Source organism: Tenacibaculum sp. M341 (genome assembly GCF_004337695.1).
GTDB lineage: Bacteria > Bacteroidota > Bacteroidia > Flavobacteriales > Flavobacteriaceae > Polaribacter.
In genome coordinates this window covers 176,527-189,600 of sequence record NZ_SJXJ01000002.1, presented here as the reverse complement: position 1 = coordinate 189,600, position 13,074 = coordinate 176,527, and the positions used below count along the sequence as shown (strand labels likewise).

Here is a 13,074-nt window from a genome sequence, read left to right as displayed (position 1 = left end):
TAAGACTAATTATCAATGAAACAATTAACCCCTTTAAAAGTAACGGTAGCAGCATTGCTGCTATCGTTTAACTTCTCTACCGTTAAGGCACAGGAGTTGTACGAGCTATCTCAAGAAGAAAATTTAAAAGTAAAAAAACTCGAACGCTTAGGAGATAAATATTACCAAACACATAGCAAAGGTAAAGGAAGTGGATATAAATTATTCATGCGTAATTTATATTGGGCAAAACGAAATCAAGACGCTAATGGTCGTGTGATTTCTGATAGACAAGTGGTGGATGAATGTGAAAAGTTCAATAAAAAATATAACACCAAAGAAACTCAATCCAAACAAGCTAAAAAAGTAAGTGGATGGAAAGAACTAGGTCCTTTTAAATGGACTCGAACTAGAAGTTGGTCTCCTGGTTTAGGAAGAGTTGTTGCAATTGCTGTAGAACCTAGCCAACAAAACTTAATTTACGCAGGTTCACCAGGTGGTGGTATTTGGAAAACAACTAATGGTGGAACATCTTGGAGTCCTTTAGGAGACAATATGGCGAATATGTCGGTTTGGTCAATAGCCATAGATCCTACCAATTCAAATATTGTATATTTTGGAAACTCTGCAGGTCAAATTATGAGATCAACAAACGGAGGAAATTCTTGGTCACAAATTTATCGTGTTAGTGGAACTCCACGAAGAATTTTAATTCATCCAAATGGAAATACTATTTTCATTGGTACTTCAAGAGCATTGTATCGATCTACTAACAAAGGAGCAAGTTTTTCTTCTGTACTAAATGCAAACTCTGAAGATGTAGAATTTAAACCAGGTAATACAAACGTAGTTTACGCGTGCGGAAGTAGTTTTTACAAATCAACAAACGGAGGTTCTTCTTTTAGTAGAATTACAAGTGGTTTAAATCGTACAGAACGAATGAAAATGGCTGTAACTCCTGCAAATCCGAATATCGTATACTTGGTGCAAAAAAGAGGCAGCAGCTTTGGTTATCTATACAGATCAACCAATAGTGGTGGTAGTTTTTCAACCAGATCTAGTTATCAATCAGTTTCAACCAATGATGTATACTTTACTCAAGCTTCAAGAGATATGGCTATTACAGTGTCTAACACCAATGAAAATGAAGTGCATGTTGGTGGAATGGATTACTCAAGATCTTTAGATGGTGGTAGATCTTTTACAAAATTAGCTAGTTGGAGTAGTCCTGGTGATCGATCTTATGTACATGCAGATATTGAAGTAATGCAATATATAAATGGTCGAATTTATGTAGGTAGTGATGGTGGAATTTTTAGAAGTTCTGACCGTGGAAACAACATGAGAGATTTATCTCAAGGAGGATTAGCTGTTAGACAATACTATAGAATAGGAAATTCTGCTACAGACGCTAACATGATTGTGGGTGGTGCGCAAGATAATGGAACGAATATTATGAAAGGCTCTAGCAGACAATTCATAGAGTGGCTTGGTGCAGATGGAATGGAATGTTTTATAGATCATACTAATAGAAACATTGTTTATGGTACTGTACAATTTGGCAGCTTATATAAAAGTACTGATGGAGGTAACAGTATTGGAAACATAAGCAAACCAGGAAACTTTAGTGGAGAATGGGTAACTCCTTTTATGATGGACCCTATTAACAATAGAAAAATTTATGTTGGTTATAGTAATTTATACAGAAGTAATAATGGTGGTGCTAGTGGTAGTTGGACGAACATTACTTCAAGAATAAATATTGGGGATAATTTAGATGAAATGGCGATTGCAAAGTCTAATAATAACTATATATACATTGCTGATGAAGGTAGAGTATGGAGAACAAAAAATGGTCAAAGTAGCAATCCTACTTGGACTGAAGTAAGTAACTTTAGAGGCGATGTAAATTTTATTGCTGTTGATCCAAACAATCCGGAAAGAGTGGCAATTGCAGCAACAGGTTCTAGAGTATATGTTTCAACTAACGCTGGAAATAACTGGACAAATATTAAAGGAAACTTACCTAACATTTCTGCTCAATGTTTAGTGTTTGATGACACTAGTAAAAACGGTCTCTATGTAGGTATGCAATCAGGGGTTTATTATACAAATGATGATTTAAGTTCATGGGTTGCTTTTTCAAAAAACCTTCCTGGGGTACAAACTTCAGATTTAGAAATTCATTATGGTACAAGAAAACTGCGTTTAGCAACTTATGGAAGAGGAATATGGGAATCTGATTTATATAGTGAAGACACTACAAATGATCAAATTATTGCTCCGAGTGATTTAGTTGCTACTGTAAATGATAAAAATGTAACATTGTCTTGGAAAGATAACTCTAACAACGAATCTGGTTTTACTATTCAAAGAAATGATGGACAAGGATTTAGTAGACTTGGTTTTATAAATGATCAAACTACATATACTGATGAAAATCTTGCTGATGGAACATATACCTACAGGGTGAGAGCTTATAAAGGTCCTGATTATTCCGATTTCTCTAATGTAATTGAAGTAAAAGTAAATATTACTACTGATCAAATTACTGCTCCGAGTGATTTAGCAGCTACTATCAACGATAAAAATGTAACATTAACTTGGAAAGACAATTCTAATAACGAGTCTGGCTTTACTATTCAAAGAAATGATGGACAAGGATTTAGTAGAATTGATTATGTAAATAATTTAACTATGTATACTGATGAAAATCTAGCTAATGGAACATATTCTTACAGAGTTAGAGCTTACGATAGTGCTGATTATTCAGATTTTTCTAATGTAGTTGAAGTAAAAATAGAGGATAATACCGATCAACCAGACATAAAAGAAGATTGTAATGGTTGTGTCGTTTATGAAACAAACAGTGAAGAAACTACAAACGCTGATCACTCTAAAGAAAAAGCTGCAGACGGAGATCCGAATACTTATTGGCATTCTAACTGGTATGATGATAATACTTCGCATCCTCATTATATAGCTATCGATTTAGGTGAGCAGAAAGATTTGGTTGGATTCACCTATCAAGGTCGTCAATCGGGAACTACTGGTATGGTAAAAGAATATATTCTTTTTGGTTGGGATGGAAGTAACTGGAAACAATTATCAACTGGTAATTTTCAAAAATCTACTTTAAAACAATCAGCAGACTTTGAACAGTTTAAAACTCGCTATTTGTATTTTAGAGCACTTTCTGAAGTAGATGATAAAAGATGGGCTTCTGTTGCAGAGTTTTCAGTAAAATACATCAACAATCCAACAGCTGTAAGTCAAGTAAATGAACTTGAAACTTCTCCAATTGAAGCTAATCAAGAAACGCCTCCAAATGTAGATTTACATGATTTTAATGGTATAAAAGTATTTCCTATTCCTTTCAAAAATAAGCTAACTATAAAAGGAATAACTTCTAATAAAGTTGCTAAAAAATTAAAGTTGATTGGAATTAATGGAAAAATTTTACCTATTCAAAAAACATTTGACGGTGAAAACTTAATCATAAATGTGAATTCTATTGACACTGGTTTTTACATCTTACAATTTGAAGATGGTAAAAACAGAAAATCAATTAAAGTATTTAAAAAGTAAGAAAAAAGCCTCAGCATTTTGCTGAGGTCTTTTTTTATATTTTCTCTATAAACTTTTTAGGTTTCTGCTTTAGCTTTTTACGTGGTTTTCTGTTACCAGGAAACACCAACGATGTACTAGAAAATGTTGTTCCAAAATTTACATGTGCATAATACACCTGACTTATTGCGTCTAATACTTGATCTTCGGTTAACTCTTTTAAAGGATGAATAAAAACTGACCATAAAACATTATCTGAAATAGCATACTTAACATCTAATGCTGTATGAAAATTAGCCATCAATGAAGCTGTTTTCAATTCTTCTGTCAATCTATTACTATCTGCAATTGGAGATATAATTCGCATTCTATTATGAGTAGAATCAGCGATTGCAATAAAAGGAATCTTTTTAATAATAAATCGCCACTGTGATTTTTGACTAACAATACTATCAGTAGTATTCTCAAATATATCACCAAGTTTTTCCAAAGTCATGTTTTGCGAAAACATTGAAAATTGAATTATTCCTATAAAACACAAACTGATTAGTATTCTTTTTTTCATAAAAGTCATAATTTACATTACATAGTTGTTTAGACGTAATACTTTGAATGACTTAACAAAAAAAGCTGTTTGAATATCAAACAGCTTTAAAATATATTATGTAAAAGTGATTAATCTCTACTACCTAACACTTGCAACCCCCAATAAAGTAACATTGCTAAAGATCCTAATGCTGACACTAAATAAGTTCTAGCTGCCCACTTTAAAGCATCTTTTGAACCTGCTAATTCTTCTCTTGTTACAATATGTTTATTCTCTAACCATGCTAATGCTCTATTACTTGCATCATACTCTACAGGTAAAGTGATAAAACTAAACAACGTTGCTAAAGACATAAAAATTAAACCTCCAACAGCAATCATAAAACCAATACCAGAAGTTCCAGAAGTAGCACTTAAAACAAGCCCTCCAATAACCATCCATTGAGAAAAACGAGAAGAGATACTTACTACTGGTACTAATTTCGATCTCATTTGTAACCATTGATAAGCTCTTGCATGTTGTACAGCATGCCCAACTTCGTGAGCTGCTACAGCTGCTGCAGCTGCATTACGTTGATTGTAAACTCCTTCACTAAGGTTCACTGTTTTATTTGTTGGATTGTAATGATCTGTTAACATTCCAGGAGTTGAAATTACTTGAACATCACTAATTCCATGATCTGCCAACATTTTTTCTGCAATTTCAGCACCGCTCATTCCATTTCTTAAATGAACTCTTGAATATTTTTTAAATTTTCTTTGTAACGTATTACTTACCAACCAGCTAAATAAAGATATAGCTCCTATTATTATATAAAATCCAAACATATTTCTTTTTTATTTACTTTCTATTACTTTTTGTTTGATAAATTTACAACATAAATTATTCCATTTCAATTATAGAACTCAAAATTTGTCAGAATGGCAACAAAACCAAACATATTATTGGTGTATACTGGAGGTACCATCGGTATGATTAAAGATTATCAAACAAATGCATTAAAAGCTTTTGACTTCAGCCAAATACTAACCAAAATACCAGAATTAAAACAACTTAACTGTAAAATATCTACTATTTCTTTTGAAGAACCTATTGATTCTTCAAATATGAACACCAGTTACTATATTCAAATAGCTGAAATTATAGCTAATAACTATAAAACATATGATGGTTTTGTGGTGTTAACTGGTTCCGATACAATGGCATATGTTTCTTCAACAATTAGTTTCATGTTTGAGAATCTTCAAAAACCTGTCATTTTTACAGGATCTCAGTTACCTATTGGAGATTTACGTACAGATGCTAAAGAGAATTTAATTACCTCTATAGAAATAGCTTGTGCTAGAAAAAACGATGAACCTATTTTAAAAGAAGTTGGTTTATATTTTGAATATAAATTATACAGAGCTAACAGAACTACAAAAATTAACGCTGAACAATTTGAGGCATTTACCTCAATGAATTATCCTCCGTTAGTAGAAAGTGGTGTGCATCTTTCTTTTAATGAACACCTTTTATTCAAACATCCTGATCATAAGGAAGACTTGATCTTTAGAAAAAATTTAATAGACGATGTTGCTATTTTAAAACTTTTCCCTGGAATCACTAAAAAAGTAGTAGAAGCAACTTTAAATATTCCAGACTTAAAAGGCTTAATTTTAGAAACCTATGGTGCTGGTAATGCTCCCACTGAAAAATGGTTTATTGATTTATTAGAAAATGCTATTAAAAAAGGGTTGAGGATAGTAAATGTTACTCAATGTGCGGGTGGTAGTGTAATTTTAGGTTTGTATGAAACTAGTACAGATTTGAAGAAAATTGGTATTATAAACGGTAAGGATATTACCACGGAAACCGCAATTGCTAAAATGATGTACTTGCTAGGTGAAGATTTATCTGAACTAGAATTTAAGCACTATTTTGAAACTTCTTTACGTGGTGAGATTAGTTAAATCACAAAAAATTCTATTAAAATAAATTGAAATTCTTAATAATGCATCAAAAAATAAAAGTTTTTCAACAAATACCGTTAATTTTTTTATTGTCCCAACATTTTTTTGTTAATTGGCAGTCTGAAAATAAGGGGTACTTGAGAAGTTATACAATCAAACACTAAAATCTTTGACATAATATCATTATTTTCGCAACATAAAAAATTTGTATTTTCAATACGTTAACTATTTTAAATTAATTATAAACAAAATGAAAAAAGCAGTAAATGTCCTTACTATTACAGGATTTATGTTCTTTGGAGCTATTCAATCAACTTTTGCTCAAGAAGCGACTTCAGAAGAAGCTCAAACATTCCACCAACAATTAAAACAACGTTTTATTGAAGGAGACCCAATGTTTATGGGAGTTGTATTAGTAACTCTAATTTTAGGATTAGCTATTGCAATAGAAAGAATCATCTATTTAAACATGGCTACAACTAATACAAAGAAATTAGTAGCTAAAGTTGATGACGCATTAAGTTCTGGAGGAGTTGAGGCTGCTAAGGAAGTTTGTAGAAACACTAAAGGACCTGTTGCTTCTATCTTTTACCAAGGTTTAGAAAGAGCTGACGAAGGAATTGACGCAGCTGAAAAAGCAGTAGTAGGATATGGTGGAGTACAAATGGGATTATTAGAGAAAAACATTTCTTGGATTTCTTTATTTATCGCATTAGCACCGATGTTAGGGTTTATGGGTACGGTAATCGGAATGATTTCTGCATTCGACTCTATTGCTGTTGCAAATGATATCTCTCCTGCGGTAGTAGCTGGTGGTATTAAGCAAGCATTATTAACAACGGTATTTGGTCTTATCGTAGCTATTATCTTACAAATCTTTTACAACTACATCGTATCTAAAGTAGATGGAATTGTAAACAACATGGAAGATTCATCAATTACTTTAATTGATTTATTAGCTAAATACAAAAAAAACTAATAACACATGAATAGTAGAGTATTAACCATATTAATTGCAGTAATCTCTGTAATAGGTTTTATCCTATTTGGTTTGATTGCAGCAGTTGATGCAGAAGATGCAGCAGCACTATCTGCAAAGGTATCACCGTTTATCACTTATTCTGTTGTGTTATTAATTGCTTCTATTGCAATTGCTGTTGTAGCATCGTTATTAGGAGTACTTAAAAACCCAGAAGCATTAAAAAAGACTTTATTAGGATTAGCTGCTTTAGTAGTTGTTTTAGTAATCTCTTATTTAGTTGCAGATTCAAAAGAAGTTATTGATGCTGAACAAGAAGTTATCGCAGCTGCGGGAAGTTCTGTTTCTAAGTTAACAAGTACTGGTATTTGGGCTAGTTTAGTCTTATTAGTAGTTGGAGGAGCATTCTTTATCTTCGATTTATTTAAAGGATTAATAAAATAATTTAATATGGCAAGAAGAGAAAACCCAGAAATTAATGCAGGTTCTATGGCTGATATAGCCTTCTTGCTACTTATCTTTTTCCTTGTAACAACCACTATGGATGTTGATTCAGGTATCTCTAAGAAATTAGCTGAGAAACCACCTAAGAATTATGATCCACCTAAAATTAAGGAAAAGAACATTTTCCAAATTAGTATCAACAGGAATAATGAATTATTCGTTGATGAAGGGGTAATGGAATTAAAAGATTTGAAAGAAGCTGCTGTTAAGTTTATTGATAATGGTGGTGGTGTTGGTAACCCAATGCCAGGAGCTACTAAAGGTGAGCAATGTGATTATTGTGGTGGTGAAAGAAACCCAGAATCATCTGATCACCCTAACAAAGCCATTATTTCTATTGAAAGTGATAGAGCTACAGAATATGGTACTTATGTTACTGTACAAAATGAATTACTTAGTGCTTATAAAGAATTAAGAAATAAACTTTGTCAGAAACGTTACGGTACTTCATTTACTGAGTTAGAAGAAGCTTACAAAAAGAGTGGTAATAAGAATAAGGCATTAGAAGCTAAGGTAAAAGATATAAAAGCTAGTTATCCTCAGATAATTACCGATCTTGATCCTACAGATGCTAAGTAATAACATTTAAAAACAGTAAATTATGTCTAAATTTAAAAAGAAAAAAACAGGGCAACCAGCGATTTCTACCGCTTCTTTACCTGATATTGTTTTTATGTTATTATTCTTCTTCATGGTAACGACGGTAATGAGAGAAACGAATCTAGAAATAGAAAGTCCTCGTTTACCTAGTGCTACAGAAGTTAAAAAACTAGAACATAAAAGTTTAGTAAGTACTATTTATGTAGGAAAAGCTAAGCAAACTGAAAAGTATGGTACTAGTTTTAATAGGATTCAATTAAATGATAAGATTGCAACGCCTGATGATATTCCTGCTTTTATCATGAATGAGCGTGAGCAAGTATCTGAAGAAGAGATTCCTTATATGACAACTTCTATCAAAGCTGATAAAGAATCTAATGTTGGTACTTTAACCGATATTCGTCTTAAATTAAGAGATGTTAATGCTCTTAAATTAAGTTTATCAACTCAAAAAGGAAGCAGTATCTCTAAATAAAAGCATACTATATAATTAATTAAGAAGAGCAATTGAAAAATTGCTCTTTTTATTTTTCCTATATTTCTTATTTTTATTCAATCAAAAGAATAATTGATCCAAACATAACTATTCACTTTCATGAAAATTCACTTAAAAAAATCACCTATTCTTATACTATTCTTTTTGGCTTTGAAATCTTATGCACAAATAGATTCTCTTAAAATAGGTGATAAATATTGGGAAGATCAATTATACTTAAGTTTGAGCTATGATATTTTAGATAAACAGCCTTCTGGAGCTTCTAAAAGCGGGTTTTCTTACAGTTTTTCTTTAGGGTACATAAAAGACATACCTTTACAAAAAAACGGGAAATTTGCTGTAGGAATTGGTACTGGTTATAGTTTTAATTCCTTTAATCATGGTTTACAAATAATCGACAACAACACAATACAATTAGCCAACAATATTACTTCTAATAAAATGTCTCTTCATAATATTGAATTTCCATTGCAGATTAGATGGAGAACTTCGGATGCTGTTACTTACTCATTTTGGAGACTTTATGGTGGCGTGAGATTTTCTTATAACCTGTCTAACAATTTTTCTTATTTAGATGAAAATAACGCTTCCTTTGAGTTTAGTAACATTGATATTTACAATAGATTTCAGTCTGGTTTAGAATTATCCGCAGGATATGGTGCTTTTAATTTATATGTTTACTATGGATTAACTTCCATATTTAAAGATGTCTCTATAAATTCTGAAACTGTAAATAGTAAAATTATGAAGTTTGGTTTAATTTTTTACTTACTGTAAAACGTAATACATTACTAATTGACTTGTAACACCTATTAAAAAACCCAAATAAACTTCTTTTGGTGTGTGCGCTTTAAGATACAACCTAGAAGTGCCTAAAAAGCCTGAAAGCAATATAAAAACAACTATTAAAGGTAATAACATTACATTATTTATTTGCTGATAGACTATAAAAAAGCCAACGGCACTTCCAATAGATAATAGATGTAAACTTGTTTTTGTCTTTGTAAAAAAAATAAAGTACACAATTATAAGTCCTAGTAAAGTTCCAAAAAACAAATATGAAAGTTCTCTAACACTAGAAAACTTGTAAAAAAACCTACCCAACAAAAGAAAAATACACATCATTGAAAACATTGGTATTTTTCGTTCTTGAATCGTTCTTACCTCAAAAGATTCAATTTTATTTACTGACTTAAGAAAAAACAATAACAATATTGGAATTGCATACGTAGCAATAAAAACAATAGACAGTAAATAAATTTGCTGTAACGCAGTTACTCTCATTGGTGAAATAAGAAAATAAATTAACACACCAATGGTAGGCATTAAAACTGGGTGTAATATTGTAGATATGAATTTATGCCAACGCATTTAAATTTCTTTTCTTAAACGTGCAACTGGTATATCTAATTGCTCTCTATACTTTGCTACGGTTCTTCTAGCAATTGGATAACCTTTCTCTTTTAATATTTTAGATAATTTCTCATCAGTTAAAGGTTTCTTTTTATCTTCTTCTGCAATTACGTTTTCTAATATTTTCTTAATTTCTCTTGTCGAAACATCTTCTCCTTGATCATTTTTCATTGACTCAGAAAAGAAATCTTTAATCAATTTAGTTCCATAAGGAGTGGAAACATATTTACTATTAGCTACACGAGATACTGTTGAAACATCCATCTTGATTTTATCAGCAACATCCTTTAAAATCATAGGTTTCAACTTTCTTTCGTCACCAGTTAAAAAGTAATCGTACTGATAATGCATAATTGCATTCATTGTAACTAAAAGAGTTTGTTGCCTTTGCTTTATTGCATCAATAAACCATTTAGCTGCATCAAGTTTTTGCTTAATAAACATTACAGCATCTTTCTGAGACTTACTTTTATCTTTAGAATCTTGATACCCCTTTAACATGTTATTATACTCTCTAGAAACATGTAATTCAGGTGCATTTCGTGAATTAAGAGTTAATTCTAGCTTGCCTTCAATAATTCGTATGGTAAAATCAGGAACAATTTGCTCTGCTATTTTATTATTTCCGGCATAAGAACTACCTGGTTTAGGATTAAGCTTAGAGATTTCTGTGTTTACTTCTTTTAATTCTTCTTCAGAAATATTAAACTTATCTAACAGTTTTTTGTAGTGTTTTTTCACAAAATGATCAAAAGCATTCTCTAAAACATTAATTGCTAATGATTTTGTTTTTGTAGGTGATTTTGATTTTAATTGAATAATTAAACATTCTTTTAAATCTCTTGCCCCTACCCCAATTGGATCTAAAGTCTGCACTACTGTCTTTAAAATTCTTTCAACAGTTTCCTCTTCAGTATAAACATTTTGAGTAAAAGCTAAATCATCTACAATGTCGATAATGTCTCTTCTTATATAACCGCTATCATCTATACTACCAACCAAAAACTCGGCTATACTTCTTTCTTGCTCATCAATTCTAAACGTATTTAATTGATTTTTTAAAGATTGATGAAATGTAGTACCAGCTGCATATGGCACTTGTTTTTCATCATCATCTGCTGCATAATTGTTAGATTGAGTTTTGTAACTAGGATATTCATCATCACTTAAATACTCGTCAATATTTATATCCTCAGCTTCAATTTTTTCATTCCCAGAATCATCATAGTCTACATCATTTTCTAAACTATCTTCAAAAGTCTCTTTCTCTTCTTTACCTGTATCTAAAGCAGGATTCTCTTCAATCTCTTGCTTCAAACGTTCTTCAAATGCCTGTGTAGGTAATTGAATCAGTTTCATTAACTGAATTTGTTGTGGAGATAGTTTTTGTAATAACCTTTGATGTAAACTCTGTTTTAACATAGTTACAAATATATGAATTCGGTAAAAATAAAATCGCCATTCTTTGAGGAATGACGATTAAAAATTTTATTTGTTTTGATTAAAATTCTGCGTTTTGAGGTGTTCTTGGAAAAGGTATCACATCTCTAATGTTACTCATTCCGGTTGTAAACAACACTAATCTTTCAAACCCAAGACCAAAACCTGAGTGTACTGCTGTACCAAACTTACGAGTATCTAAATACCACCATAGCTCTTTTTCATCAATATCTAAAGCAGCCATTTTCTCTTTTAATACATCTAAACGTTCTTCTCTTTGAGAACCTCCTACCATTTCTCCAATACCAGGGAATAAAACATCCATTGCTCTTACCGTTTTCTCATCTTCATTTAAACGCATATAAAATGCCTTAATATTAGCTGGATAATCAAATAATATTACCGGACATTTAAAATGCTTCTCTACCAAGAAACGCTCGTGTTCAGATTGTAAATCTGCTCCCCATTCGTCAATTGGAAACTGGAATTTCTTCTTTTTATTAGGCTTAGAATTTCTTAAAATATCAATTGCTTCAGTATATGAAACTCTTTTAAAGTTATTATCTACTACAAACTTTAAACGCTCAATAAGTCCCATTTCACTTCTTTCTAACTTAGGCTTTTTCTCTTCCTCTTTGGCAAAACGGTCATTTAAAAAAGCTAAATCATCTTCACAGTTATCTAAAACATATTTTAATACATACTTAATGAAATCTTCAGATAAATCCATGTTTGCATCTAAATCGTTGAATGCAACCTCTGGTTCAATCATCCAAAACTCAGCTAAGTGACGTGTTGTATTAGAGTTTTCGGCTCTAAAAGTAGGTCCAAAAGTATATACTTTACCAAGTCCCATTGCATAAGTTTCAGCCTCTAATTGTCCAGAAACGGTTAAGTTTGTTTGCTTACCAAAGAAATCTTGTGTGTAATCTATTTCTCCCTCTTCGTTTAAAGGTGCCTTGTTTGCTTCAAAGTTTGTTACTTTAAACATCTCTCCAGCCCCCTCTGCATCAGAACCTGTAATAATTGGTGTATTTACATAGTAAAAACCATTTTGTTGAAAATATTGGTGTACTGCAAAAGAAAGTGCTGAACGTACACGCATAATTGCACTAAACGTATTGGTTCTTACACGTAAATGCGCTTGTTGTCTTAAAAATTCTAAAGAATGTTTTTTAGGCTGTAAAATTGTTTTTGAAACTTCATCAGGATCAGCATCTCCTAAAATTTCAACACTGCTAACCTGAATTTCTACATTTTGACCTTTTCCTTGGCTCTCAACTAAAGTTCCTTTTACACAAACAGCTGCACCAGTAGTTATTCTTTTTAATAAATTATCATCCGTATTTTCAAAATCTACTACACACTGAATATTCTTGATAGTAGACCCATCATTTAAGGCTATAAAACGCTTACTTCTAAACGCTTTTACCCATCCTTTAACAGTAACTTCTTGTAAAAATTTATCCGAACTTAATAATTCTTTTACGCTGCTTGTTTTCATATTAGTTTAAAATTGAAACGCAAATATAATTTTTTAAGAATAATTGAACAATTTTGAGAGGTTATGAATACATAATTTATCATACGTTAACTT

12 protein-coding genes are annotated in these 13,074 nt (G+C 31.4%); 7 read left to right on the top strand and 5 right to left on the bottom strand.

The features are described from left to right. Positions 1-15: 15 nt before the first annotated feature. Positions 16-3,567 (top strand): discoidin domain-containing protein, encoded by a 3,552-nt coding sequence (locus EYW44_RS02710; RefSeq protein WP_132722126.1) that lies wholly within the window; start codon positions 16-18, stop codon positions 3,565-3,567. A 34-nt stretch (positions 3,568-3,601) separates the two neighbouring features. Here the strand turns inward: EYW44_RS02710 and EYW44_RS02705 are convergent, their stop codons facing one another. Continuing rightward, positions 3,602-4,111 (bottom strand): hypothetical protein, encoded by a 510-nt coding sequence (locus tag EYW44_RS02705; protein WP_243643594.1) that lies wholly within the window; start codon positions 4,109-4,111, stop codon positions 3,602-3,604. Positions 4,112-4,221: 110 nt separating this feature from the next. Next, a complete protein-coding gene (locus EYW44_RS02700; protein WP_132722125.1) occupies positions 4,222-4,920 on the bottom strand; it encodes a zinc metallopeptidase in 699 nt (232 codons plus the stop codon). Positions 4,921-5,013: 93 nt separating this feature from the next. Between EYW44_RS02700 and EYW44_RS02695 the strand changes: the two genes are divergently transcribed. The 6 genes from EYW44_RS02695 to EYW44_RS02670 all read left to right on the top strand — a co-directional run bounded on the left by EYW44_RS02695 (position 5,014) and on the right by EYW44_RS02670 (position 9,401). Beyond that, positions 5,014-6,045 carry an asparaginase gene (locus EYW44_RS02695; protein WP_132722124.1) on the top strand — a complete coding sequence of 344 codons (1,032 nt, stop codon included), beginning with the start codon at positions 5,014-5,016 and terminating at the stop codon, positions 6,043-6,045. A 250-nt stretch (positions 6,046-6,295) separates the two neighbouring features. Next, positions 6,296-7,024 carry a MotA/TolQ/ExbB proton channel family protein gene (locus EYW44_RS02690; protein WP_132722123.1) on the top strand — a complete coding sequence of 243 codons (729 nt, stop codon included), beginning with the start codon at positions 6,296-6,298 and terminating at the stop codon, positions 7,022-7,024. Positions 7,025-7,030: 6 nt separating this feature from the next. Beyond that, positions 7,031-7,468, top strand: coding sequence for a hypothetical protein (locus EYW44_RS02685; RefSeq protein WP_132722122.1), 438 nt, complete (start codon positions 7,031-7,033; stop codon positions 7,466-7,468). Between the two features lie 6 nt (positions 7,469-7,474). Next, complete coding sequence (locus tag EYW44_RS02680; protein ID WP_132722121.1) at positions 7,475-8,107, top strand: ExbD/TolR family protein; 633 nt, start codon at positions 7,475-7,477, stop codon at positions 8,105-8,107. A gap of 22 nt (positions 8,108-8,129) precedes the next feature. Beyond that, positions 8,130-8,603, top strand: a complete 474-nt coding sequence (locus EYW44_RS02675; RefSeq protein ID WP_132722120.1) for an ExbD/TolR family protein — start codon at positions 8,130-8,132, stop codon at positions 8,601-8,603. Positions 8,604-8,723: 120 nt separating this feature from the next. Then, on the top strand, positions 8,724-9,401 hold the full coding sequence (locus tag EYW44_RS02670; RefSeq protein WP_132722119.1) for a porin family protein: 678 nt from the start codon (positions 8,724-8,726) through the stop codon (positions 9,399-9,401). On the opposite strand, the gene EYW44_RS02665 is transcribed toward EYW44_RS02670, so the two are convergent. The 3 genes from EYW44_RS02665 to asnS all read right to left on the bottom strand — a co-directional run bounded on the left by EYW44_RS02665 (position 9,393) and on the right by asnS (position 12,981). Continuing rightward, positions 9,393-9,995, bottom strand: coding sequence for a phosphatase PAP2 family protein (locus tag EYW44_RS02665; RefSeq protein ID WP_132722118.1), 603 nt, complete (start codon positions 9,993-9,995; stop codon positions 9,393-9,395). The two genes, EYW44_RS02670 and EYW44_RS02665, sit on opposite strands and share 9 nt — an antisense overlap. Next, entirely contained in the window at positions 9,996-11,459 is a 1,464-nt protein-coding gene (gene rpoN, locus EYW44_RS02660) for an RNA polymerase factor sigma-54 (RefSeq protein ID WP_132722117.1), read from the bottom strand. 79 nt (positions 11,460-11,538) lie between these two features. After that, positions 11,539-12,981 (bottom strand): asparagine--tRNA ligase, encoded by a 1,443-nt coding sequence (gene asnS, locus EYW44_RS02655; RefSeq protein ID WP_132722116.1) that lies wholly within the window; start codon positions 12,979-12,981, stop codon positions 11,539-11,541. Between the last annotated feature and the right edge of the window lie 93 nt (positions 12,982-13,074).

Excerpts from the sequence above, each read along its gene's own strand:
- EYW44_RS02710 (WP_132722126.1), top strand. The coding sequence starts at position 16 with ATGAAACAATTAACCCCTTTAAAAGTAACGGTAGCAGCATTGCTGCTA.
- EYW44_RS02705 (WP_243643594.1), bottom strand. The coding sequence starts at position 4,111 with ATGAAAAAAAGAATACTAATCAGTTTGTGTTTTATAGGAATAATTCAA.
- EYW44_RS02700 (WP_132722125.1), bottom strand. The coding sequence starts at position 4,920 with ATGTTTGGATTTTATATAATAATAGGAGCTATATCTTTATTTAGCTGG.
- EYW44_RS02695 (WP_132722124.1), top strand. The coding sequence starts at position 5,014 with ATGGCAACAAAACCAAACATATTATTGGTGTATACTGGAGGTACCATC.
- EYW44_RS02690 (WP_132722123.1), top strand. The coding sequence starts at position 6,296 with ATGAAAAAAGCAGTAAATGTCCTTACTATTACAGGATTTATGTTCTTT.
- EYW44_RS02685 (WP_132722122.1), top strand. The coding sequence starts at position 7,031 with ATGAATAGTAGAGTATTAACCATATTAATTGCAGTAATCTCTGTAATA.
- EYW44_RS02680 (WP_132722121.1), top strand. The coding sequence starts at position 7,475 with ATGGCAAGAAGAGAAAACCCAGAAATTAATGCAGGTTCTATGGCTGAT.
- EYW44_RS02675 (WP_132722120.1), top strand. The coding sequence starts at position 8,130 with ATGTCTAAATTTAAAAAGAAAAAAACAGGGCAACCAGCGATTTCTACC.
- EYW44_RS02670 (WP_132722119.1), top strand. The coding sequence starts at position 8,724 with ATGAAAATTCACTTAAAAAAATCACCTATTCTTATACTATTCTTTTTG.
- EYW44_RS02665 (WP_132722118.1), bottom strand. The coding sequence starts at position 9,995 with ATGCGTTGGCATAAATTCATATCTACAATATTACACCCAGTTTTAATG.
- rpoN (WP_132722117.1), bottom strand. The coding sequence starts at position 11,459 with ATGTTAAAACAGAGTTTACATCAAAGGTTATTACAAAAACTATCTCCA.
- asnS (WP_132722116.1), bottom strand. The coding sequence starts at position 12,981 with ATGAAAACAAGCAGCGTAAAAGAATTATTAAGTTCGGATAAATTTTTA.